Origin of the sequence: Hyphomicrobium sp. (assembly GCF_051860585.1) — a bacterium.
In the GTDB taxonomy this organism is placed as follows: domain Bacteria; phylum Pseudomonadota; class Alphaproteobacteria; order Rhizobiales; family Hyphomicrobiaceae; genus Hyphomicrobium_C.
This window is the reverse complement of the sequence record NZ_JBHYDS010000005.1, coordinates 98,204-121,829: the sequence shown is the minus strand read 5'-3', so window position 1 is coordinate 121,829 and position 23,626 is coordinate 98,204. Positions and strand designations below refer to the sequence as shown.

The window sequence follows — 23,626 nt, the reverse complement described above, 5'->3', positions numbered from 1 at the left end:
GCCTCAGGGGCTCGCGAGCGAAAGCCCGGACAGCAAGGCGTACGCGGGCGCTTGCGGGTTGAGAAACAGGGCCGCAATTGCGACCGCCACCGAAACGGACACGAGCCCGTCCATGCGGTCCATGAAGCCACCGTGGCCGGGCAGCAGTTGGCTCGCGTCCTTGACGTCGAACGCACGTTTAAGAGCGGATTCCGCCAGGTCGCCGGCCTGTGCGATCAAGCCCAGGAGCATGCCGACAATGGCGAGCGGCGCGACGGGCGCGCCAATCACGACGGCGAACACGGCAGCGACGCCCGAGGCGGCGGTAACGCCGCCGATCAGCCCGCTCCAGGTTTTGTTGGGAGAGACGCGCGGCGCAAGACGCGGGCCGCCGATCAGCCGCCCGGCCGCGAACGCCGCCGTATCCGTTGCCGCGACCACGAGCACCAAGAAGAGGATGGCGAGGAAGCCATGCGGCTCGTCGCTGCGCAGCCAGAGCAGGGCCACCGCCGGCAGGCCGGAATACATGACGCCGGCCGCCGAGAGCAGCGGGTGCGAACCGAACTCCAGCGCCAGCACGATGATGGTGCCGATCAACAGCACCGCGACGCCGAGCGCGACGAACCCGAAGCTCGCCAGCGCCACCGCCGCGGCCACCGCAATCGCATGCACGACGAGCGTGAGATCGATGCCGTCGCCGCGCACGACGCGCGACCATTCCCAGCTCATCGCCAGCGCGACGACGAACACGAGGGCGGCGAACGGCAGCAGCCCGGCCCACGCGAGCCCGAACGCCAAGCCAGCGAGCAGCAGGCCTGAAAGCACGCGCTTCCAAATGTCGGAGGAGGATTTCTGCACAGGCGGCAGGTCTTGGTGATCCTCGGCGGTCCGGTCGGTCTCCATCGGAGGCGATCCTAGGCCGTGGACCGGCGCGCCAATCCGCCGAACCGGCGCTCGCGCGCCCTGTACTGCGTGATCGCCTCGAGCAGCAGCTCACGGCCGAAGTCCGGCCAATACGCGTCGAGGAAGACGAATTCGGTATAGGCGCATTGCCAGAGCAGGAAGTTCGAGAGCCGGCGCTCGCCGCTCGTGCGGATCAGAAGTTCCGGGTCCGGCACGCCGCCGGTATCGAGCGCATTGGTTATGTGTTCGCTGGTGATGTCGGCTGGTAGCAGACGGCCCGCGGCAACGTCTTCGGCGATCCGGCGCGTCGCGCGCGTGATCTCTCCGCGTGCTCCGTAATTGAAGGCGATCACGAGCGTCAGCCGCGTGTTTTGCCGTGTCAGCTCGCACGCCTCGTCGATCAGCGCCTTCATCTCGGTGTCGATGTTGTCGCGCTCGCCGATCACCATTACCCGCACGTTGTTCTGGTGCAGCTCGGCCAGGTCGCAGCGGATGAAGCGCTTCATCAAGCCCATGAGATCGTCGATCTCGCCTTGCGGGCGCGACCAGTTCTCGGACGAGAAGCTGTAGAGCGTGATGTAGGGGATCTTGAGATCGATCGCGGCCTGCACCGTGCGCCGCACGGCGTCGACGCCCGATCGATGCCCGAGCGTGCGCGGCAGTCCGCGCTCCGCCGCCCACCGGCCGTTGCCGTCCATGATGATAGCGACATGACGCGGCATGATCACCGCACCGGACGTGCCCTCGGGGGATTGCGATCTGTCTGCCACGGGCTTTCGCGTGTTGCTACGATTGAGGTCTCAAAACGACGTCGCGGGTACCAATCAATTCCCCCGAGTGGGGCGTATCGCGACGCATCTGGTGGTTGCACACATTAGCACTTCGCGAAAAGAACGTGGACAGTTAGAGCCTTAATCCACCGGCAAGTCACGCGTTTCGAAAATGGAAGGCTTAGACTTTGTGAATCTCGGCCTCTTTGGCTTGCACGGTCTGGTCGATTTCCTTGATGAGCTTGTCGGTCAGCTCCTGCACCTTGGCCGTGTTCGCGCGGTGGTCGTCCTCGCTCATTTTGCCGTCTTTTTCGAGCTTCTTGAGGAGGTCCATGCCGTCGCGGCGAACGTTACGCACGGCCACGCGATGCGCCTCGGCATACTTGTGAGCCTGCTTGGCGAGCTCCTGGCGCCGCTCTGCGGTCGGCGCCGGGATCGGCAAACGGATCAATGTCCCGTCGACCACCGGATTGACGCCGAGATTGGCTTCCCGGATCGCCTTGTCGACCGACTGAACGTTGCCCTTGTCCCAGACCTGCACGGCGATCATGCGCGCTTCCGGCACAGTAACCGTGGCGACCTGGTTGATCGGCATCCGCGAGCCGTAGACGTTGACCTGAACCGTATCGAGCAGATGAGCGCTGGCGCGGCCGGTGCGCAGGCCCTGGAGTTCGCGCTTGAGCGCGTCGAGCGAAGCACGCATCCGCTGTTCGATATCCTTGGGATCGAAGCTCGTGATCGACACGGGGCAGTCTCCTTCTTGTCTTGATCGGCAATTGCGGGCGCGCGCTTTGCATCACGCTGCGTTGGTCCCGCGCGAGGCCATGAGAGAGGTGAAGGCCTCAGTCTTGGATGACGGTTGCGCGAGCGCTGCCACGCACCACGTTGATAAGATTGCCGGGCACATCGATGGAAAACACAATTACCGGAAGATGATTGTCCCGGGCAAGGGCGATTGCGGCGCCGTCCATGACGCGCAGATCCCGCGCCAGCACCTCGGAATAGGTGAGCGTATCGAACCGCTTGGCGTTCGGATCCTTCTTCGGATCGGACGAGTAGACGCCGTCGACCTGCGTCGCCTTGGCGACCGCGTCGCAGCCCATCTCGATGGCGCGCAGCGTCGCGGCCGTGTCCGTCGTGAAGAACGGGTTTCCGGTGCCGGCCGCGAAGATGACGATCCGTTCGCGTTCGATGTGATAGAGCGCACGGTGGCGCACGTAGGGTTCGCACACGGTCGGCATCGGAATGGCGGAGAGCACCCGCGCCGGCGCCTTTGCCTCTTCCAGCGCGCTCTGCAGCGCCAGCGCATTCATGACGGTCGCCAGCATGCCCATGTAGTCGGCCGTGGCGCGGTCCATGCCCTTCGCCGCGCCCTGCAGGCCGCGAAAGATGTTGCCGCCGCCGACGACGACCGAGAGGGCACAGCCCGCCGCGCGTGCTTCCGCGAGCTCTGCCGCAAGCCGGTGGACGACGGTGGTATCGAGGCCATATCCGGCCTGACCCATCAACGCCTCGCCGGAGACCTTGACGAGCAGCCGCTTGTACTTGAGCGATCCACTTTCCGCCGTCATTCGGCCCTCCGCGTTATCCTGGATGTGCAGTCATACTGCCCCGGCCGTGCGGGGCTGGCAAAAAAAAGCCGGCGCAACCGCCGGCTTTTCTTTTCGATCAGGCCTTGTTGGCCTGGGCCGCGGCGCCGACCGTCTTGGCGACCTCGGCGGCAAAGTCTTCGACTTTCTTCTCGATGCCTTCACCGAGCTGATAGCGCACGAAGCCCGCCACCTTGACCGGCGCACCGACGTCCTTCTCGGCCTGCTTCAGGATCTCGGCGACAGTGGCCTTGCCGTCGATGACGAACACCTGCTTCAGCAAAACCTGCTGGTTGACGAATTCCTTCTGCAGGCGGCCTTCGCCGGCCTTGAGCAGGATTTCGTCGGACTTGCCGGCGTTCTTCGGCTCGGCCTTGGCCTGATCGAGATAGATGGCGCGCTCGCGATCGAGCGCATCCTTCGAGAGATCCTCGACGTTCACGACCTGCGGGTTGGAGGCGGCGATGTGCATGGCCAGCTGGCGGCCGAGCGTCATCAGCGAATCCGTGTCGCCCGCGCTTTCGAGCGCGACCAGCACGCCGATCTTGCCGAGGCCGTCGGCGGCCTTGTTGTGCACGTAGTCGGCGACAACGCCTTCCTTGACGGACAGAGAGGCCGTGCGGCGCAGGCCCATGTTCTCGCCGATGGTGGCGATCGCATCCTTGATCTGCTGGTCGACCGTGCCCTGGCCGCCCGGATACTTGGCTTCGAGCAGCTTGGCGACATCGCCGTTCGCGGCCGGGGCCAGCGACGTGATGGTCTGCACCAGTTCCTGGAATTGCGGGTTGCGCGCCACGAAATCGGTTTCCGAGTTGACCTCGACGGCCGCACCCGACTTGACCTTAGAGATGACGCCGATGAGGCCCTGGGCGGCGACGCGGTCGGACTTCTTGGCGGCCTTGGACAGGCCCTTCTTGCGCAAGAGGTCGATGGCGGCTTCCATGTCGCCGTTGGTTTCGGTCAGCGCCTGCTTGCAATCCATCATGCCGGCGCCGGTCTTGTCGCGCAGCTCCTTAACGGTTGCGGCGGAAATCGTGCTCATGCTTGCTCCTTTCGCGCGGGGCGAGGTAACGCGTGGCGAATAGACCCTGATGATCGCTGCGGATACGGCCCGGAGCGTGTTTCATCGGTCTCATCAAAATTCCGGAGCGCGGCCGCAATGTAATCGGGACGGATCGCGCTTCAGCGGCAACGGGCCGGAAAATCCGGCCCGCGCCATGTAACGAAGGGGTGCAGGCCGGGTGACCGGCCGGCGAGGCTTAGGCGGCCGAGGCTTCGACCAGCTTCTTGGCCTGTGCGACCCAGCCTTCCTGAGTGATCTGACCGTTGAGCTTCAACCTGCGGTCGAGAGCGCCGAGGTTGTCCGCATCGAGGTCGGCGATCTGCCAGAAGTGGAACACGCCTGCGTCGTTGAGCCTCTGCTCGAGCTTCACGTTGATGCCCGTGATGCGCTTGAGATCGTCGGCTTCGCCACGCGGGCCATCGATGCCCTTGAACGAGGTAACAACCTCAGGCAGCGCTTCGACCGGGGGTGCCACGGCGGCGCCGGCGTCAACGCCCGACGAGCCCTGGCCGCGCTCGAGGCCGTCGAGTGCGGCGCGCGCGATGAGATCGCAGTAGAGCGTGATGGCGCGGCCGGCGTCGTCATTGCCCGGAACCGGGAAATCGATGCCGTCGGGATCGCAGTTCGTGTCGACGATGGCGACGATCGGGATGCCCAACTTGCGGGCTTCCTTGATGGCGATGCCTTCCTTGTTCGTGTCGATCACGAACAGGAGGTCGGGCACGCCGCCCATGTCCTTGATGCCGCCGAGCGCCTGGTTGAGCTTGTCGCGCTCGCGCTGGACGTTGAGGACTTCCTTCTTGGTGCGGCCCTGCGGGTCGGCCAGGATGTCGTCGAGCTGGCGCAGACGGCGGATCGACGTGGAGATCGTCTTCCAGTTGGTCAGCGTGCCGCCGAGCCAGCGATGGTTGATGAAGTACTGGGCCGACTTCTTGGCGGCTTCGGCGATGGAGTCCGAGGCCTGGCGCTTGGTGGCGACGAACAGCACGCGGCCGCCCGAAGCGACCGTGTCCGAGACCTTGTTCAGCGCCTGATGCAGCATCGGCACGGTCTGGGTCAGGTCGAGAATGTGGATGTTGTTGCGGGCGCCGTAGATGAAGGGCGCCATCTTGGGGTTCCAGCGATGCGACTGGTGACCGAAGTGAACGCCAGCTTCCAGGAGCTGACGCATGTTGAATTGCGGCGCTGTCATGTGCGCAAATATCCTTTTTCCGGTTGATCCTCCGCGCGCCTTGAGAAGAAAGGCTAGCCTTTTGAAGGGCTTGGCTTGTCCACCGGAGCGACCTGCGGGGCTTTTAATCCGCGAGGCGCATGAGGCGCGCGTGTGAGATGAGCGGGTGTCTAGCGGCAAATGGCCGAAAGGGCAAGCCTTGAGGGGTTAATCGGCAAGTCACTTTGGTCCCAATTTACAGGCCCCCTATGATGTCGTCGCCCATTTCAACAACGACGTCCCCTCATCGAAGCGCGGGTTGGGCGCGCAGCCGCTCGGCCGCGAAGCGCACGAACTCCCGCACCCGTGGCGTGTTCGACCGCGACGGCCGGTACACGAGGTGAATGGGAATGCGCGTGTCGTCGAAACGCTCGAGGATCGGTACTAGGTGACCGGCGTCGATCGCCGCCCGCGCCTGGTAGGAGAGCACGCGCGTCAGACCGACACCGGCCACGGCGGCCTCGACCGCCGCTTCCGCAGTGTTGACCGACAGGCGCGACCGGACCCTGACGGTCTTGCGGCCATGGCGCTTGCTTTTGAACACCCAACGCGCCCCGCTCTGCATCCCGGCGAATGTCACGCAGTCGAGAGTGCCGATCTCGGCCAGGGTCGCTGGGCCGCGTAATCGCTGAAGGAAGTCCGGGGAGGCACACACGACGAGGTGCAGCGCGCCGACCCGCGTCGCCAGCAACCCGGAGTCGGGCAACTCGCCGATCCTCAGCGCGACGTCCAGGTCCTCCTCGATCAAATCGACGACGCGATCCATGAGCTGCAATCGCGCGGTGATGCGGGGATAGGCGGCAAGGAACGCCGTCATGACCGGCAGCAGGTGCAGGCGTCCGAAGCTGACCGGCGCCGTGATCGCGAGTTCACCGGAGAGCTCCGAGGATTGTCCCGCGATCCGGGCCTCCGCGCCTTCGAGCGCTTCGAGCACCTGCCGGCACGTCGCCAGATAATCGCGCCCCGCGTCGGTCAGGTTCATGCGCCGGGTCGTGCGGTCGACGAGCGTGCAGTTCAAGTGCACCTCGAGTTGCGACAAGAGGCGGCTGACGTTGGTCAGCGGCTCGCCGAGCCGGCGCGCCGCCGCCGACAGACTGCCCGCTTCGGCCACCTCGACGAAAACGGTCATGGCCCGAAGCTGGTCCATTCAACCCTTCCGAAAAATGGAAATATAACTATCAGACTTTCTGTCTACCGGAGCAATCGCGTTTGCACCACCTTTTGCCGGACACCAATGCGACGGAAAGGGCGACGCCATGGCGGCAAGGCTTTACGACCTCGAACTCTCGGGCAATTGCTACAAGGTGCGCCTGCTCAGCGCCCTTGTCGGCGTGCCGCTCGAAATCATCCCCGTGGATTTTCTGGCCGGCGCGCACAAGCAGCCGCCGTTGAGCGACCTCAACCCCTTCCGAGAGATCCCGATCTTCGAGGACGGGGCTCTGGCGCTGCGCGATAGCCAGGCGATCCTGATCTACATCGCGCGCAAGTGGGGCGGCGAGGACTGGCTGCCGGCCGACCCAGCCGGTTTGGCGCAGGTGAGCCAGTGGCTGATGGTGGCCGAGAACGAACTCGCCCGCGGTCCCAACGATGCGCGGCTGCACGACAAGTTCGGCTACACGCTCGATGTCGCGCTCGCTCGCTCAAAATCGGCGCGGATCCTCGCCCTCATGGAACAGCACTTGGCGCACGAGAAATGGCTCGCGCTCGCCAGGCCGACCATCGCCGACATCGCCTGCATGCCCTACGTCGCACTCGGTCACGAAGGCGGCGTTCCGCTCGATCCCTATCCGGCCGTCGCGGCATGGGTCGATCGGGTGAAGGCGTTGCCCGGCTTCGTCGGCATGCCGGCGATTTGAAGGGCGCGATCAAAAGTGGAAAGGAGCGTTTCTATGACCCGTTACGCATCCGACATTGCCTTCACCGATACGGTCAAGGCCGAACAATCGGCCCGTGGCTCCCGCGCGCAGTATGAGCGTATGGAAAAAAGCAAGGGCTGGCCGACCACGGTAACGCCGGATCTGGCGGGCTTCCTCACCGACGTGCGCTCGTTCTATCTCGGCACCGCGAACGCCGAGGGCCAGCCTTACATTCAACATCGCGGCGGCCACGCGGGCTTCCTCAAGGTGCTGGACGAGCGCACGCTTGGGTTCGCCGATCTGGCCGGCAATCGCCAGTACATAACGGCCGGCAATTTGGCCGAGAACCCGCGGGCTTTCATTTTTCTCATGGACTACGCGCATCGCCGGCGCGTCAAAATCTGGGGCCGCGCCCGGGTGGTCGAGAACGACGACGAGCTTCTCGCGCGCCTGCGCCCGCAGGTGGGTCACGCGGTCGCCGAGCGCGCGATCCTGTTCGAGATCGAGGCGTGGGATCGCAATTGCCCGCAGCACATCCCGCAGCTCGTCGCCATAGAGGACGTCGAGGCCGCACTTCGCACGCTGCAAGATCGCATTCTGCTGCTCGAAGCCGAACTCGAGCAAGTGCGCTCGGGCCACTGACCGAACAACTGCGTCCCATGACGCGTCCGTCGATCGGAGCCGTCGCGAGCCGGGCGAGAGGCTGAACAATCGACTGCCGCCGACCATCATGCCAACGCGCACGTTGCGAGCATGGCGATGGCACTGGGCGGCAGCCTTCATCCTAGGCAGTGGGATCGGCTATCCTAGTGCTGCTGGTTCTCGCCGTCTTGAAGCACTTTCGTAACCTCCGCCTCCCTGAGTGTCAGAATCAGGCCATCAGGCTTGACCTCTTGAATTTGGTCCGAAGTGATCCGGTAGCGCGCGGCACCAATGCCGAGGAATTTACCTGTGTCTACGAACGCCTCGGTGACCTTGTTATCGGGATCACGCATGATCTCGACGATCTCCCCGATCTTTTTGTTGTCGCTGCTGTACACCGGTCTTGCAATCCAGTCCTTCACCTGATCCGCCGTGACGATGAAGGCTACGCGAGCGGGAGCTGTGATCGGTGATTCTACCTTGCTCGCTGGAAGGGTCGCCACGTCGTGTGTCGGGCTCCGGAGCAGATACCAAGCAAGCCCGCCGACCGCCAGAATGCCGAGCGCGGGCAGTATCCATCTGAAGTCCGACGAAGTCGGTTGCGGCTTGGCATAGGCCGGTTCGAAGTGAGGCGTTTTCACGCCGATGCGATCAAGAATACCGGCACCGCTGAGGTTGTCGGCGAAACCGGCAGGCAAGGCACGAGCGATATTGTCCTTCTGTGAGGCAAGAAGTCCTCCGAGTGCCGAAGCGTCGAGCCCGCCTGCGCGCTGTGTTTGTCCGAGCACGCCCAACGCGACAGGGCCAAGCAAACCCATGAGACTCTTCGAAGTCCCCGCATCGATGCCGGCATAACGGCCGACTGCCTCTGTGAGCGTCGACATCGTCGTGCCGCCGAGAAGCGATGTAAGGGTGCCGGTGCCGCGATCGATAAGTGCTGTCTGCCCGGATCCACCGAGCATGCCGGATAGGCTCGAAAGCATGCCAGGGTCTTGCTGAGCCACAGCCTTGCTTAACGCAGTGGCGCCTGCAGGTTTTGAGACGAGCGAGGTTAACGCGGCCAGCAGTCCAGGGACACCGGCCTGGAACGCCCTCGCTACCTGCGCACTGTCAATGCCGAGGCTCGAGGCGACGCGCGTCGCGATATCAGAGCTGAGGACTTGGGTTATGGTGGAGACCAGATTTGTCGTCATGGGAACACTCCTTGCAGATGTGCAGATGTCCCCCCCGAAAATGCGACTCTCGATCTTTTCAATTGTAGACGGTTAAAAAAGCAAGTGAGGCTTCTTAATATATGTTCTTAGCTAGTTGATCTAGACGTATTCCGATGAAGCGGCGCTTTCGTGCCCGGTGGCCTCTGTCGCGGCGCGAGCGCATTCAAAAATTAACCGAGGACAACGACGACGCATTCAACGAAGGCCGCATCTCAACGAAGGATAGTGTCCAATGTCAGTTTCCCGAGCCGACGAACGCCGCGTTCTCAGTCATGAGCAGTTTGAATTGGTCGGTCAATCGCATCATCCGGCGATTTACGGCATTGACGCAAAGTCATTGCAGAGCCTTCAAACGCAGCTTCGCAACGAGCGCGATAAGGTGCGCACTCAGGTCAGGCAGAAGCTTCGCGAAGGGCGCGGCAAATCGGAAGCACGCGGCAAGAGCTTCCCCGGAAACACCGAACAGCCGCTCAAGCGCAAGCAGGCGCTCGCCAATGCGCTGAAACGGGTGAACAAGGAGCTGGAGCGCGTCAGGAAACTCGAAGCGCGCTCAGCCCATGTCCTCGAAGCGCGTACGGCCCATGTCGACGCCGCGCGCCGCGCGCTTGAGCTGCTCCGCAACGCCAAGTTCCATCCGACGCAAATGACGGACAAGACGCCCAAGGCGGGAATGGCGGCCCAACCGAGCACCAAACGGCGCCGGATCATCCCGGGCAGCCAGATCGGCAGCGTCTCTCAAGCAACCAAGAATGCCCAAGCCAAGAGGGATAACCGCGGCAAATCTTGAGATTGCCGAGGCGCCGGCGTCGCCTCATTTCAAGGCCGCCGCTGCCGCGCGCACGCCGGCCAGGGTTTCATTGGGCGTAATCGCCTCCGGGTCGAGCCGCACGTCGATGACGAACGGACGGTCGGCTGCCAGCGCCTCCGCGAGCACGCCGGCGAAATCCTCGCTCCGCGTCACGACTGCGCCCCCGGCGCCGTGCGCATGCGCGAACGCCGCGAAATCCGGATTGACGAGCGTGGTGCCGTTCGGCCGTCCGGGATAGCGCCGCTCCTGATGCATGCGGATGGTGCCGTACATGCCGTTGTTGGCGATCACGATCACGATCGGCAGATCGTACTGGACCGCCGTGCCGAGCTCGGTCGCCGTCATGGCGAAACAGCCGTCGCCCGCGAAGCACACGACGGGCGATTGCGGATGTTCGAGCTTGGCGGCGATGGCGGCGGGCAAGCCGTAGCCCATCGAACCGCACGTCGACGCGAGCCCGCTGCGGTACTCCTTGCACTGGAAGTAGCGGTGCACCCATTGCGAGTAGTTGCCCGCCCCGTTTGTCACGAGGCCCGTGTCGGGCAGCGCGGCGGAGATCGCGGTGACGACATCCTCCATGCGCACGGATCCGGGCGTTGGGCGCGGCACGAGGCTCGCTTCGTAGGCTGCGCGGAGATCTTGGCGGAATACACTCCACGCTCGATGGGCGCTCGCCGCCACCGCGCCGCCCCGTAGATGCGCCGCCACGTCGAGAAGCGCTTCCGCGAAGGCCGCGCTGGCGGCTGGAATGACGACGCTCGCCTCGCGGTACCCGAGAATGGCAGCGGGCTCCGGATGAACCTGCACGAACGTCTGGTCCGCCCCGCCGAGCAGCGCGTAGCTGTCGGTGGCGATATCGGCCACTTCCGCGCCGATGGCAATCACGAGATCGGATGCCTTGAGCCCGGCCTTGAGCTTGCGGTCCGTGACGAAACCGAGATGGCCGACGTAGCACGGGTGGCGGTTGTCGAAATAATCCTGGCATCGGAAGGCCGCCGCCACCGGCACGTCGAACGCGCGCGCGAAATCTTCGACGGCGCGCTTCGTTGCCCCGCTCCAGCCCGGACCGCCGACGATGACGAGCGGCCGCTCGGCCGCCGCGAGGCGCTGGGCGAGATCGCTCATGTCGCGCTGGGACGGCGCCGCGGGCGAGAGTGCCGCGGGCACGGAAGGGGAGACATCGCTCTCGGCCGAAAGCACGTCCTCCGGCAATCCGATCACCACCGGTCCGGGCCGCCCCGATAGGGCGACGCGGAAAGCGCGCGAGACATACTCAGGGATGCGATCCGTGGCGCGGATCACCGCCGTCCACTTGGCAATGCCGGAAAAGAGCGCCGTGATATCGATCTCCTGGAACGGCGCGCGTTCTTCGAGCGGGATCGTCGGCAGGCCAACGAACAGGATCATCGGCGTCGCGTCCTGCTGCGCCACGTAGACGCCGGAGACGGCATTGACCACGCCCGGACCGCGCGTCGCAAATGCAATGCCGGGCCTGCCGGTCAGCTTGCCCGTCGCTTCCGCCATCATCGCGGCGGCGCCTTCGTGACGGCAGATGATGGTGCGGATCGAGGGCGTGTCGGTGAGCCCGTCGAGCGCGGCCAGGAAACTCTCGCCCGGCACCTCGAATACGCGCCGCACGCCATGTGCCGCGAGTTGATCGATGAGGAGCTTGCCGCCGTGCGCCATGAGTAGGGATGTCCGTCTTGTGAGGGTTAGGGGAGGGATTGATTGAACACATAGGCCACGCGCTCCGCCCGGACCACCCCTTGATACGGGCAAGCGCCGAATTTGCTCTGAACCGCGCTGGCGGGAGGGAACGGATTAGTCACGTTGTAAACTTGGCGGTAACTACAAGTGGACGCGCGACATTTGGCAGGGCTCATGTTGCGCAAGCGCCGCTGGCGGCGGCCCCCCTCGGCCCGGTATTCTCCGCCCGACGGAGGCACGATGGCGGCGGCAATGAGGGCAGGGCAGACGTGGCGGATGCTCGTGGGCATCTTGCTGGCGTTTGCGCTTTCGGCCGTGAGCCTGAGCGGTTCCGAAGCCGGGACGTCCGCACCACCTGACGGCTTGCTCGCCGCGCGCGCACAAATCGTCCTGGAAACCTTTTGCGCCGAATGCCGCGACGCTGGCGCTGCCGCGATCGACATGGATGCCCTTGCGCACAACCCGCGTCTTGTCATGCCGAAGCGGCCGGACTCGTCGCGCGCCTACCTGCGCCTCTTCGCGCTCGTGGCGCCGACGCGCAGCAAGGCCGCCGATAGTAACGACAACAAACGCAACGGCGAAAAGAGCGAGAACGGCAAAGCCGCGAAGGACAAGGCGAACGGCGAGAGCTCCGCCCCCGAAAAATCCGAAGCGCCGCCAGCCGAGATCGCGCCAGCGCCGGCTGAGATCGAGAGCGTGCGCGATTGGATCGCCTCCCTCCCGGCGCGCGACGAGGCGTGTCGCGAGCGGTCACCCATCACGGCTGCCGAAGTCGAAGAGATGACCGACCGCTGGATGCATGCCGTCGGCCCGGCCGACGCAGCGGATACCCGGTTCCTCTCGCTCGTCCACCTGTGGAACGCGTGCGAGCCGGATGATCGCTTGCAGGCCGCGCGAACCGCTGCGATCGCGCTGCTCGCGGCCGTCGCGCGCAACCGCGGTGCACCGGAAACAGCGGAAATCGAAACCCTGGGAGACGAAAGCGCGCTTCTTGTCGTCCGCCCGAGCGCGCTCGCCATGCCGGCTGCGGAGTGGGATCGAATGACAGCGGCCGCGCCGTCCGCAATTCCGGACATCGTCCCTGCCGATTGGCTGGCCGCGCGCCTTCTCGCGCCGCCAAGCGAGACCGCTGACGACGCGATGAAGTTCGATGGCGCGATCCAGCAGCAACTCGAACCGCTGGCGCGCAGCTGGACGCAAAACGTCGACCTCGTGCGCGCGGCGGCCGAGCGCGACGTGAGCGCACGCGAGCTGGCCGAGACGCTGACGGCGCACGAAAACGACGACGGGTTCGATGCGCGGCGGCTCCTCAATCAATCGCTGTCGCGCGCGCAATGGGACAACCTCAATCGCACGCTCGACGGTGCCGCAGCGGCCGCGCCGCGCGAAAAGCCGTCACGTCCCGACAACGAGATCGACATCGTCGTCTGGACCGACAAACCCGTCTACCGCCCGCGCGATCTCGTTTCGATCGGCGTCTCCGTCAGCAAGGCCTGCCATCTGACCCTGATCGACGTCGACCGGGAGGGCAAAGCCCTCGTCCTGTTCCCGAACGAATTGCACCAAGACAATCTGATCGCCCCGGGGGTCGCGTTCCAAATTCCGGGCAACGATGCGGGATATCAGTTCCGGCTCGAGCGGGCGGGCGAGGAGACGCTGGTCGCGATATGCCAACGCCACGATCTGACCCCGGAAGGGATAGCCTACGACTACGAGAAGCAGCGCTTCCGGATTCTTGGCGATTGGCGGACGTTCTTGAGAACGGCCGCGGAGCACGAGCAGGAGATTCGCGCGGCAAGCAACGCCGAGACGAACCGCCGCCGCCGGAGAGGCCGCTCTGCGCCGAAGGTTGAAACGCCGGCAGCCGTAGCGCCCGCCGAGATCGCCGAGGGCCGCGCCGCCGCGCCCGTCATCATCGAGCCGGCCAGTCTTGCGCGCCCATAATCCCTTCGAATTAGAACTTTCCCTTCTCCAGCGCGTCGGCGGCGGGGTCGCGATCTTTCCCCTGTGTCCGGTAAAAGTGATCGCGCAGATCGGGAAGCGGCTCGGTCTTTTTCGTTGGCGGAATACCGATCGAGTTGGCCTGGTGCGCCAGAATAAGCCAGCGCCCGTCGCTCTGCTTTTCCAGGATGAACAGGGCCGCCGCAGCGTTTTCGTAGGTCTGTTGCGCGGCAAAAGCGTAGAAATACCCCCGCTCCCAAACGCTCGCCTTCGCGAACCGCTCGTCGATCTTGAGAGCATCCACGTCATAGGCAAACGTGAGGGCGCGCGCCGCAAGTTCATTCGAAATCGTGGGACTGCGCGCCCGGCTGTCAGGATAGATCTCGGTTTCACGCGGCCCGCCGTCGATGGCGCCCGGCGCGTAGAGCTGCCAGTGTTTTCGCTTCGCGAGGGAGGGGGGCTGCATCCCGCGCTCCTGCAGACTCGCATACCATTGTGCGATGACGTCGCGAATCGCCGCCTCGTCGGAATCCGGGGCCGGTGGTTCGGCGTGCGCGGGTAGAGCAAAGCTCAACAAGAGAACGAGAAGCAGAGCGCGCACGGCATTCCCTCAAGTTCGATGGGGAGAAGGCCTAAGCTTCACCCCCATCCCGACGAATTTTGGGCGGACGAATCGGATAACCGGGACGTCATGGTGGAAACGGCTCCAGATCGCCTGACGCAATGGCTCGACCTCCTGCGCGAACGCGTGGGACACGTCGCGGAAGGCCTCGATCCGATCGTGTTGGTCGGGTTGGGTGTTCTCGCCGCGCTTGGGTTCTGGATCGCGCTCGGGATGCGCCGGGCGACGCGGGCCGAAGCGCGGGCCGCCGCCCAGGCCGCGGAGTTCGCGGAAATCAAAGGCCGCCTGACCGCGATGAGCGAGATGACGGTGCGGCGCCAGTCCGATGAGGCGCATGCGTTCGACGATCGGATCGAGCAGGTCTCGTCTCGCGTCGGCAGCGCGCTCGAAGGCGTCAGCCGCCGCCTGTCGGAAAGCCTCGCCGAGACGCAACGCCAGAACGTCGACACCGTCGGCAGGCTGTCCGAACGCGTCGACATGCTCACCCGCCACATGTCGCAAACGCTCGACACCGCTACGTCGCGCATGGGCGACAACCTCGCGGAAGCAGGCAGGCGCACGACCGAAAGCCTCGCCACTCTCAACGAACGTCTCGCGGTCATCGCGGACGCCAAGCAGAGCCTCGCCGATCTCTCGTCGGAAGTGCTGTCGCTGTCGGGCGTGCTCGCCAACAAGCAGGCGCGCGGCGCCTTCGGCCAGCTCCGCATGGAAACGATCATCCGCGACGCGCTGCCCGCGAGCGTCTACGAGTTCCAGCCCACGCTCTCGAACGGCAAACGTCCCGATTGCGTGATCCGGCTGCCGAACACGCCTGAAACGCTCGTCATCGATTCCAAGTTTCCGCTCGAAGGGTTTGAGGCGCTTCGCGTCGCCCGTGCGCCCGACGAGGTGAAAGCCGCGCGCGACGCCATTCGCGAAGCGGTCGGCCGCCATATCGACGACATCGCCGAGAAGTATCTGATCCCGGGCGAGACGCAGGACACGGCGTTGATGTTCGTTCCCTCGGAATCGGTCTATGGCGACCTGCACGAACACTTTGCCGAACTGGTCCAGCGGGCGCACCGGTCGCGCGTGGTGATCGTCGCGCCAAACATTCTCATGCTCGCCGTGCAGACGGTCCAGGCGTTGATCAAGGATGCGAAAATGCGCGACCAGGCCGGCCTCATCCAACGCGAGGTGGGTTTGCTGCTCGGTGACGTGACACGGCTCGCCGAGCGCGTGACCGAGCTTGAACGCCATTTCGGACTGTCGGTCAAGGCATTGGAAAAGGTGTCGATTTCAGCCTCCCGCATCACCAGCCGCGGCGAGCGCTTGACGGCCTTGGACCTCGAGGACGAAGCTGCGCCGCCGGCGCCGGCCTCCTCGCAATTGACCTCCCGCGCCTCGTAGCCCTAACTGCGCGGCCCACACCAGAAGCACTTCCAGCAGGCACACTCATGGACAAGATCAATCAGCGGATTGCGGATGAATTGAGCGTGGGCGTGGGGCAGGTGGCCTCCGCCGTCGCGCTGCTTGATGAGGGAGCGACGGTTCCGTTCATCGCGCGCTACCGCAAGGAGAAGACCGGCGGGCTCGACGATACGCAGTTGCGCACGCTGGCGGAGCGCATCGTCTATCTGCGCGATCTGGAAGAGCGCCGCGCGATGGTTCTCAAAACCATCGACGAACAAGGCAAGCTCACGCCCGAACTCGCCCGCTTGATCAATGCCGCCGCGACCAAGGTCGAGCTGGAGGATCTCTACGCGCCCTACAAGCCGAAACGGCGCACCAAGGCGCAGATTGCGCGCGAGGCGGGGCTGGAGCCGCTGGCTGATGCGCTGCTCGCCAACCCGGCGCTCGATCCGGCGGCCGAGGCCGGGAAGTTCATCTCCGACGAAAAGGGCATCGCCGATCAGAAGGCCGCCCTCGATGGCGCTCGCCACATCCTGATCGAGCGCATTGCCGAGCGCCCCGATGTGGTCGGAACCTTGCGTGAATGGCAATGGACCGAAGGCGCGCTGACCTCGAAGGTCAAGAAGGCCAAGGAAACGGAAGGCGCGAAGTTCTCCGATTATTTCGACTTCGGCCAGTCGATCAAGGACATGCCGAGCCATCGCGCGCTGGCGCTGATGCGCGGTGTCAACGAGGGCATCCTCGAAATCGATCTCGACGTACCGCATGATGAGAAGCAGGCCCATCCCGCGGAGGCGAAGATCCGCGGCGCATTCGGCATCGCCGACAAGGGCCGCCCGGCCGATGCGTGGCTGGGCGAAACCGTTCGCCTCGCCTGGAAGGCGCGCCTCGCGACCACGACGACCGCCGACCTGCTGACGCGCTTGAAGGAGCGCGCCGACGCCGAGGCCATCTCCGTCTTCTCGTCGAACCTCAAGGATCTCCTGCTTGCGGCACCTGCCGGCCCGCGCGTCACCATGGGGCTCGACCCGGGCCTGCGCACGGGCGTCAAGATCGCCGTCGTGGATGGCACCGGCAAGCTCGTCGAAACGGCGACGATCTATCCGCATGAGCCGCGCCGCGATTGGCAGGGCTCGCTGGCTGCGCTCGCGGCCCTGTGCCTGAAGCACAAAGTCGATCTCGTCAGCGTCGGCAACGGCACAGGCAGCCGCGAGACCGACAAGCTCGTGGCCGAACTGATCGCCAAGATGCCCCAGATCAAGATCACGAAGGTCACGGTCTCGGAAGCGGGCGCGTCGGTCTATTCGGCCTCCGAGCTGGCCGCGAAAGAGTTTCCCGATCTCGACGTCAGCCTGCGCGGCGCCGTGTCCATCGCGCGCCGCCTGCAGGATCCGCTGGCCGAGCTGGTCAAGATCGAACCGAAAGCGATCGGCGTCGGCCAGTATCAGCACGACGTCGACCAGGGTGGCCTCGCCCGCTCGCTCGATGCCGTCGTGGAAGACTGCGTGAACTCGGTCGGCGTCGATGTGAACACGGCATCCGTGCCCCTGCTGACCCGCGTGTCCGGCCTCAACCAGACTTTGGCCGCGAACATCGTCGCCTTCCGCAATGAGAACGGCGCGTTCAAGGCGCGCACGGCGTTGAAGAAGGTGCCGCGCCTTGGGCCGAAGGCGTTCGAGCAGGCGGCGGGCTTCCTGCGCATCATGAACGGCACCAATCCGCTCGACGCGTCCGCCGTCCATCCCGAGGCCTACGCCGTCGTCGAGCGCATCTCGGAAAAAACGAAGCGCCCGTTGAAGGCGATGATCGGCGACCGCGCGTTTCTGAAAGCGCTGCGCCCTGCCGAATTCGCCGACGAAAGCTTCGGCATCCCGACCGTGACCGACATTCTGTCGGAGCTCGAAAAGCCCGGCCGCGACCCGCGCCCCGAGTTCAAGACGGCGACGTTCGCGGACGGTGTGGAAAAAATCTCGGATTTACGGCCCGGCATGCAGCTCGAGGGCACGGTGACGAACGTGGCCGCCTTCGGCGCCTTCGTCGATATCGGCGTGCATCAGGACGGCCTCGTGCACATCTCCGAGCTGGCCGACCGTTTCGTCAAGGACCCGCGCGAGGTCGTCAAGGTGGGCGACGTCGTGAAGGTGCGCGTCAAGGAAGTCGATGCGGAGCGCAAGCGCATCGCGCTCACCATGCGCTCCGGCGCGGTCGAGCGCGGCGCGCAGCCGGGTGGAAACGCCCCGCGCCCGCAAGGCGCGCCGCCCTCAAATCAATCCCGCACCTATGCTCCGCCGCCCCGCAAGGCCGAGCCGGAAGGCGAGAGCGCACTCGCCGCCGCTCTCCGCCGCGCGCGGGAAGGCAAATAGACCGGCGAAGCCGGTACGTTTGGCGGCGGCGCGGGTGTTTGCGGCCGGTTTGTCCGGTCGCCCAACCCCGCCGGCGCCATCGACAGACGACAGATCCGCTGTCGTCAAATTGTCACGCGATGTCCTTGGCGCCAAAGGTCTTTACATCGCGGCTCTGAGGTCCTAAATCCCCCTCACGCACGGCGGCCCTTCTCTCCCGCACGGCGCTTCTTGTCCAACCGTTGTTGGTGGAGGTCCGTAAGGATGGAGCGTTTTGCCTCGGCGGCTGATCTCATTGCCGCCCGCAAGCCCGAAGGCCCAGTCGTTTGCTCTCGCCCGCACGCTGCGGCGCGCGCGGCGCGTTGGTTCGTCGAAAATTTTAACGGCGACGTTGCTTACGCCTACAAGGCGAACAGCTCCGTCTTTCTCGTGGGCGCGCTGTACGGCGCGGGCATTCGCCATTTCGATGTCGCCTCGCTGCCCGAGATCGAGGATGCGGCGACGATCCCAGGCGCTGAACTGCACTACATGAACCCCGTGAAGTCGCGCGAGTCGATCCGCCGCGCCTATCACGAGCATGGCATCCGCAGCTTCGCCCTCGATACCGAAGACGAACTGAGGAAGATCCTCGACGAAACGCGCGGGCCCTCGGGTCAGGCGCGCGACCTCGTGCTGTTCGTCCGCATCTCGGTGCCGGCGATCAACAGCCGCATTCCGCTCGAGCGCAAGTTCGGCACCAGCGGCGCCAAGGCAGCCGACCTGCTCGTGAAGACGCGCCAGGCCGCGGCCGAGCTCGGCATCACCTTCCATGTCGGCTCGCAGACCATGACACCCGACGCCTACATTAACGCCCTCGCCGAGGTGCAGGGCTTGATCGGCAAGGCCGGTGTCGTCGTCGATCGCGTCGATGTCGGCGGCGGCTTTCCGTCGGTCTATCCCAACATGCAGCCCGCGCCTTTGGCGCGCTTTCTCTCGGCCATCGAGGAAGGCGTGAACCGGCTGCCCGTGCGCGAAAACGTTCGCCTAATGTGCGAGCCCGGCCGCGCGCTCGTGGCCGAGGCCGAGACCCTGATCGTGCGCGTCGAAGCCCGGCGTGGCAGCGACCTGTTTATCAATGACGGCGGCTACGGCGTGATGTTCGATGCGGCCCATCTCGGTTGGATCTTCCCCGCCCGCCTCGTCGGCCGCGAGGCCTCGTCCGACCAGCTCGTCCCCTACGAGCTGTGGGGCCCCACCTGCGATTCGATCGACCACATGAAGGGACCGTTCCTGCTGCCGTCGTGCATCAAGGAAGGCGACTATCTGGAGATCGGCAACGTCGGCGCCTACGGCCGCGCCATCGCCGGCGATTTCAACGGCTATGGCCGTTACGAGGAGGCGATCCTCGACGACGCTCCCATGATGACGATGTACGGCGACGCGAACGTGTCGCCCGCTCGGACGTCGTCGCGCTGATCGCAGAGGCCGGGGCGCCGCGTGGCGCTCCGCTGGCCCTGCAACTCAAGTCCATCCCTGAGCATAAGTCCGGCGCCGGTCTCTCAGCATGCTGGGAATCGGGTATCCGGGGTTATGCCTCAGCGAGAGCCCGTCATGGACAGCGACGCCGCCTTTTCCCGCATTCAATCCGCGTTGGAGACCTTCAACGCCGACGTCGGCAAGGCGACGGCGCAGCAAGCCGCGACCAAGGATACGATCGCCGCGATCGAGTACGAACTCGAACTGCTGAAGCAGCTGATCTCCGACAACCGCATGGTCGCCTGAGAGCTCACCCATGGCGGAGAAGCTTACAAAACTCGACGTTGCAAGACGGCAGTTGGTGACGGCGATCCGCCTACACTTCGCTGATCGAGATTCCGTCTCGGTCTTCAGTCTCGCGACGAATGCGCAAGAAGTTCTCTCAACGCTCTGCGCCAAAGGGAGCATCCGATCATTTCGAGAATGTATTGCTCGACCTGTTGGGATGTCGGACCAGCAAGTGCAGCGGACACTAATCAATCCAGTCCGCAACTTCTTCAAGCATGCCAACTATGATCACGATGCGGTTTCCGAGGAGTTCTCGGACAGCGACTGCGATCACGTCATTCTAATTGCGTGTATCGACATCCTTGAACTGGAGAGGAAATCACCAGTTGAAGTTCAGACGTTCCTCACATGGTACGCTGGGGTTTATCCAGACAAAGTGCCGCCAGATACTTTCATGGCAATCGCGGCCAACAATAAATTCCCTGGGCTGGCAGCACTTGATCGAGCGACACAAAAGGAGCGCGCGCTAAAGGTCCTTTCCATGGCACTAGACCACAAAGAACTCATGTCACACCCGGAGACCGACACTCGCGAGCTCGATCGCTGGAGAACTTCCGGATGAGAAATGGTGGGCGGTATAGGGATTGAACCTATGACCCCACGCGTGTGAAGCGTGTGCTCTACCGCTGAGCTAACCGCCCGATGTGCGCGTCTCGAAATTGACGGCGCCAGGAGTGTAAATGCGGCATGCGCGGCGGGATCGGCTGGAGCCAAACCGTGCGGCGCAAGACGCCCCTTATCGAAGGGGGCGACTCCGATGTCAAGGCCGCGCTCCGCGTCATGCGGCAGCGGCGAACGGAGCGGTTCAGCCTCCAGGCTCCGCCGGCGGCCCGGCCGATTCAATGAGGAAATGGTGGACGTTACCGTCCTGGGTCTGCGCGACGAGCCGGTGGCCGGTCACCTGGCACAACGCCGCGAAGTCCTCCGCAGCGGCCGGGTCGTTGGCAAGGACTTTGAGGACCCGCCCGGGCGCGAGAGCGGACAGCGCCTTGCGGGCCTTGAGCACCGGCAGCGGACAACGAAGGCCAAGCGTATCCAGCACCTGATCGGCGGCGACGTTCGGCATGGGTGGGCGGTTCCTCCGCGACGGCGGCAGAGGCGAAACTTAGGCCCATGCGGCCCGGTCCGCAACGCTCCGCCGGCATCCGGTAGCCCGGCTTGCGCCGTCAGCGGGGGAGGTGCGACCGTACGTCCCAAGCCGCGCGATTCGGGCGGTTTTTGACTTCGGGTTGTCGTGATGGTGATGGGGCGGTGAAGCCATTGTGCGGCTCGCGCGTTTGGTTGGGCGCGGCCGTGCGCAGTGAGACGAGTGCACAACGAGACGCGTGGCGCGAGACCTGTGCGCCGTGAGTTTCTGATTTCACAAGACGGGACCCCGCATGACCACACCCGAGATGCCGCGCCGGTCGTTTCTGTTTTCCTTTGGCCTGGAGCGCTTGGGCTTGGTGGCGCTGCGCGCGCCCTACGTCGCCGCGGCGCTGATCGTCATCCTGACGGCGCTCGCAATCCTCGGTGTCTCGAAACTGCGCGTCGACGACAGCCTGTCGGAGCTGTTCCGCACCGATACGGAGGAATTCCGCAAATACGAGCAGATCGACCGCCGCTTCCCGTCGAGCGAATACGACGTGCTGGTCGTCGTGGAAGGCAAGGATCTGCTCTCGCGTAAAAAGCTGGAGGCCTTTCGCGAGACGGTGATCGAGCTGCAGCTCACGGACGGCGTCGGCGGACTCGTGTCGATGCTCTCGGCGCGCGGCATTCCGGACGCCACGGGGTATGCGCCGCCGGTCGTGCCTGACGAGCTTCCGAAAAACGAGGCTGCCTACAAGAAGGTGATCGCGGCGCTGGCTGAGAACGACATCGTCAAAGGCAAGTTCCTGTCCGGCGACGGCGAGCTGGCCCTGATCGTGATTGCCTTGGACCGCGCGCAGGTGGAGCAGAAGACGGCGCGCACCGTGATCGGCGGCATCAAGGAGGTCATCGATCAGCAGCTCGCGGGCACGGGCCTCACCGCCAGGCTGACAGGCGCGCCGGTGATGCAACTCGAGATCCGCAATGCCGTCGAGCGCGACAGGCTCGTCTACAACGGGCTCGGCTTCGCCGTCGGCTTCGTCGTCGCCTATCTTTTCTTCCGCCGCCTCTCGCTCACACTGATCGCCGTGCTCGGGCCGACCATCGCCATCCTCTGGACACTCGGCGTGCTCGGCGGGTTGGATTTTCGCCTCAACCTGTTCATCAACGTCATCACGCCGCTGATCCTCGTGTCGGGCTTTTCGGACTCGATGCATCTCGTGTTTGCCATCCGGCGCGACATCCTCGCCGGGATGGATCGCATCGAGGCCGCGCGCAACGCGGTGCGCGAGGTTGCGCCGGCCTGCCTGCTCACGGCCATGAACCAGGCCATCTCCATCGTGTCGTTCGCGTTTGCCGACTCGGCCCTCATTCGCACCTTCGGTCTCGCCGCGCTGATCGCCGTCGGCATCTCGTACACTGCCGTTGCCGTCGTCGTGCCGACGTTGGCGGCCATCTTCGTCCGGCGCGAGCCGGCGGCTGCCGTCGATCCGCATGAGCGCGAGGAGGGCGGTGTGGGTGTCCTGCAGCGCCTCAGCGATTCCGTGATCGGGTTCGTCAGCGCCCGTCCGACGCCGTTCGTGCTTGCGGGCATCGTGGCGGTGCTCGTCACGGGCCATGCCTTCTTCAGCTTGAAACCCATGTACCGGCTGGCCGACCAGGTGCCGGACAAGGAGCAGGCGCTCGCCGCGACCGGCAGCCTGGACAGCAAGCTGACGGGCGCCAACCCCGTGCATGTCATGATCGAATGGAAAGGCGGAAGCGCTGATGCCAACGCCGGCTCAGGCGCGCCGCAACCAATTGGGCTCTATGACGTGGGCACGCTGGCCGTCATCGCCCAGGCGCACAACGTGCTCGAAAAGGAGGCCGGCCTCGGCAACGTGTGGTCGCTCGAAAGCCTGCGCCGCTGGCTCGACGCCGCGGGCGACGCGAGCATCCCGACCATCAAGAAGTATGTCGGCATCTTGCCGGATCATCTCGTGCACCGCTTCATCGCCGCGGACGAGCGCGCGGTGCTTGTGACCGCCCGCCTGCCGGATGTCGACTCGAGCGAGATCCTTCCCGTCGTAGACAAGATCGATCGCGCGCTCGATCCGGTGCGCAAGGCCAATCCCGGTTATGAGATTTCGGTGACGGGCCTGCCGGCGATCGCCGCGCGCAACTCGGCGACCCTCATCAGCGAGCTGACGTGGGGCCTGGTCGGCGACATCTTCCTGGTCTTCATTTTCCTAGGCATTGCGCTCCGCGCGCTCCTCGTCGGCGTGGCGAGCATCCTGCCGTCGCTGTTCCCGATTTTCGCGACGGGCGCGCTGCTGTTCTACACCGGGCAGGGGCTGCAGTTCGCCTCGATCGTCGCCATCACGGTGGCGTTCTCGCTCGCCATCGACTCGACGATCCACTTCCTCAATCGCTTCCGTCTCGAGGAAGAGCGCCTTGGCCCCGGTCCGGACAGCGCGCGCGAGGCGCTGTCCCGCACGGCGCATCACATTGGACCGGCCGTCATTCTCACCACCATCGTGCTGGCGCTGGGCCTTGGCGTCACGATGCTGTCGGACCTGCCGTCGCTGCGCCTGTTCGGCGAGTTGGCGTCGGTCTGCTTGTTCGCCTCGCTTCTCGCGCAGCTCGTCATCCTGCCGGCGGTCGTGGCGCTCTACCGAAAAAAATATCCGCTACGCGGCGAACCGCGCAGCGGACACATTGAGCGGAGTGCAGTCTGA

At 64.9% G+C, this 23,626-nt stretch carries 21 protein-coding genes and 1 tRNA gene; 10 read left to right on the top strand and 12 right to left on the bottom strand.

Annotated elements, in window-relative coordinates:
• Window positions 1-3: 3 nt before the first annotated feature.
• From ACTIFK_RS09760 to ACTIFK_RS09730, 7 genes are all read right to left on the bottom strand, one after another.
• A complete protein-coding gene (locus ACTIFK_RS09760) occupies window positions 4-882 on the bottom strand; it encodes a phosphatidate cytidylyltransferase (protein WP_439542878.1) in 879 nt (292 codons plus the stop codon).
• A gap of 11 nt (window positions 883-893) precedes the next feature.
• Window positions 894-1,652: an isoprenyl transferase gene (locus tag ACTIFK_RS09755; RefSeq protein ID WP_439542877.1), complete on the bottom strand. Its 759-nt coding sequence runs from the start codon at window positions 1,650-1,652 to the stop codon at window positions 894-896.
• A 181-nt stretch (window positions 1,653-1,833) separates the two neighbouring features.
• Window positions 1,834-2,397, bottom strand: coding sequence for a ribosome recycling factor (gene frr / locus ACTIFK_RS09750; protein ID WP_439542876.1), 564 nt, complete (start codon window positions 2,395-2,397; stop codon window positions 1,834-1,836).
• A gap of 97 nt (window positions 2,398-2,494) precedes the next feature.
• Window positions 2,495-3,223: a UMP kinase gene (gene pyrH / locus ACTIFK_RS09745; protein WP_439542875.1), complete on the bottom strand. Its 729-nt coding sequence runs from the start codon at window positions 3,221-3,223 to the stop codon at window positions 2,495-2,497.
• A gap of 97 nt (window positions 3,224-3,320) precedes the next feature.
• Complete coding sequence (gene tsf / locus ACTIFK_RS09740) at window positions 3,321-4,283, bottom strand: translation elongation factor Ts (protein ID WP_439542874.1); 963 nt, start codon at window positions 4,281-4,283, stop codon at window positions 3,321-3,323.
• A 217-nt stretch (window positions 4,284-4,500) separates the two neighbouring features.
• Window positions 4,501-5,496, bottom strand: a complete 996-nt coding sequence (locus tag ACTIFK_RS09735) for a 30S ribosomal protein S2 (protein ID WP_439542873.1) — start codon at window positions 5,494-5,496, stop codon at window positions 4,501-4,503.
• A 262-nt stretch (window positions 5,497-5,758) separates the two neighbouring features.
• Window positions 5,759-6,661, bottom strand: a complete 903-nt coding sequence (locus ACTIFK_RS09730; protein ID WP_439542872.1) for a LysR family transcriptional regulator — start codon at window positions 6,659-6,661, stop codon at window positions 5,759-5,761.
• Window positions 6,662-6,770: 109 nt separating this feature from the next.
• Between ACTIFK_RS09730 and ACTIFK_RS09725 the strand changes: the two genes are divergently transcribed.
• Together ACTIFK_RS09725 and ACTIFK_RS09720 are read left to right on the top strand one after the other, a co-directional pair.
• Window positions 6,771-7,370 carry a glutathione S-transferase family protein gene (locus tag ACTIFK_RS09725; RefSeq protein WP_439542871.1) on the top strand — a complete coding sequence of 200 codons (600 nt, stop codon included), beginning with the start codon at window positions 6,771-6,773 and terminating at the stop codon, window positions 7,368-7,370.
• 33 nt (window positions 7,371-7,403) lie between these two features.
• Complete coding sequence (locus ACTIFK_RS09720) at window positions 7,404-8,012, top strand: pyridoxamine 5'-phosphate oxidase family protein (protein WP_439542870.1); 609 nt, start codon at window positions 7,404-7,406, stop codon at window positions 8,010-8,012.
• A 164-nt stretch (window positions 8,013-8,176) separates the two neighbouring features.
• Here the strand turns inward: ACTIFK_RS09720 and ACTIFK_RS09715 are convergent, their stop codons facing one another.
• Window positions 8,177-9,205 carry a DUF937 domain-containing protein gene (locus ACTIFK_RS09715; protein ID WP_439542869.1) on the bottom strand — a complete coding sequence of 343 codons (1,029 nt, stop codon included), beginning with the start codon at window positions 9,203-9,205 and terminating at the stop codon, window positions 8,177-8,179.
• A gap of 253 nt (window positions 9,206-9,458) precedes the next feature.
• On the opposite strand from ACTIFK_RS09715, the gene ACTIFK_RS09710 reads away from it, so the two are divergent.
• Window positions 9,459-10,013, top strand: coding sequence for a hypothetical protein (locus tag ACTIFK_RS09710; protein ID WP_439542868.1), 555 nt, complete (start codon window positions 9,459-9,461; stop codon window positions 10,011-10,013).
• 24 nt (window positions 10,014-10,037) lie between these two features.
• Here ACTIFK_RS09710 and ACTIFK_RS09705 read toward each other — a convergent pair whose 3' ends face one another.
• Window positions 10,038-11,720: a thiamine pyrophosphate-dependent enzyme gene (locus ACTIFK_RS09705; protein WP_439542867.1), complete on the bottom strand. Its 1,683-nt coding sequence runs from the start codon at window positions 11,718-11,720 to the stop codon at window positions 10,038-10,040.
• Between the two features lie 261 nt (window positions 11,721-11,981).
• On the opposite strand from ACTIFK_RS09705, the gene ACTIFK_RS09700 reads away from it, so the two are divergent.
• A complete protein-coding gene (locus tag ACTIFK_RS09700) occupies window positions 11,982-13,685 on the top strand; it encodes a DUF4384 domain-containing protein (protein ID WP_439542866.1) in 1,704 nt (567 codons plus the stop codon).
• Between the two features lie 10 nt (window positions 13,686-13,695).
• On the opposite strand, the gene ACTIFK_RS09695 is transcribed toward ACTIFK_RS09700, so the two are convergent.
• Window positions 13,696-14,259: a hypothetical protein gene (locus ACTIFK_RS09695; RefSeq protein WP_439542865.1), complete on the bottom strand. Its 564-nt coding sequence runs from the start codon at window positions 14,257-14,259 to the stop codon at window positions 13,696-13,698.
• Between the two features lie 114 nt (window positions 14,260-14,373).
• Here ACTIFK_RS09695 and ACTIFK_RS09690 point away from each other — a divergent pair, with 114 nt between their 5' ends.
• The 5 genes from ACTIFK_RS09690 (at window position 14,374) to ACTIFK_RS09670 (ending at window position 20,403) form a co-directional block, all read left to right on the top strand.
• Window positions 14,374-15,693, top strand: coding sequence for a DNA recombination protein RmuC (locus ACTIFK_RS09690; RefSeq protein ID WP_439542864.1), 1,320 nt, complete (start codon window positions 14,374-14,376; stop codon window positions 15,691-15,693).
• A gap of 47 nt (window positions 15,694-15,740) precedes the next feature.
• Window positions 15,741-18,059 (top strand): Tex family protein, encoded by a 2,319-nt coding sequence (locus ACTIFK_RS09685; RefSeq protein WP_439542863.1) that lies wholly within the window; start codon window positions 15,741-15,743, stop codon window positions 18,057-18,059.
• Window positions 18,060-18,302: 243 nt separating this feature from the next.
• Window positions 18,303-19,493: a type III PLP-dependent enzyme gene (locus ACTIFK_RS09680; RefSeq protein WP_439542862.1), complete on the top strand. Its 1,191-nt coding sequence runs from the start codon at window positions 18,303-18,305 to the stop codon at window positions 19,491-19,493.
• Window positions 19,494-19,628: 135 nt separating this feature from the next.
• A complete protein-coding gene (locus ACTIFK_RS09675) occupies window positions 19,629-19,799 on the top strand; it encodes a hypothetical protein (RefSeq protein WP_439542861.1) in 171 nt (56 codons plus the stop codon).
• A 10-nt stretch (window positions 19,800-19,809) separates the two neighbouring features.
• On the top strand, window positions 19,810-20,403 hold the full coding sequence (locus tag ACTIFK_RS09670; RefSeq protein ID WP_439542860.1) for a hypothetical protein: 594 nt from the start codon (window positions 19,810-19,812) through the stop codon (window positions 20,401-20,403).
• Window positions 20,404-20,407: 4 nt separating this feature from the next.
• Here the strand turns inward: ACTIFK_RS09670 and ACTIFK_RS09665 are convergent.
• Window positions 20,408-20,482, bottom strand: a tRNA-Val gene (locus ACTIFK_RS09665).
• A gap of 164 nt (window positions 20,483-20,646) precedes the next feature.
• Complete coding sequence (locus ACTIFK_RS09660; RefSeq protein ID WP_439542859.1) at window positions 20,647-20,907, bottom strand: sulfurtransferase TusA family protein; 261 nt, start codon at window positions 20,905-20,907, stop codon at window positions 20,647-20,649.
• 313 nt (window positions 20,908-21,220) lie between these two features.
• Here ACTIFK_RS09660 and ACTIFK_RS09655 point away from each other — a divergent pair, with 313 nt between their 5' ends.
• A complete protein-coding gene (locus ACTIFK_RS09655) occupies window positions 21,221-23,626 on the top strand; it encodes an efflux RND transporter permease subunit (protein ID WP_439542858.1) in 2,406 nt (801 codons plus the stop codon).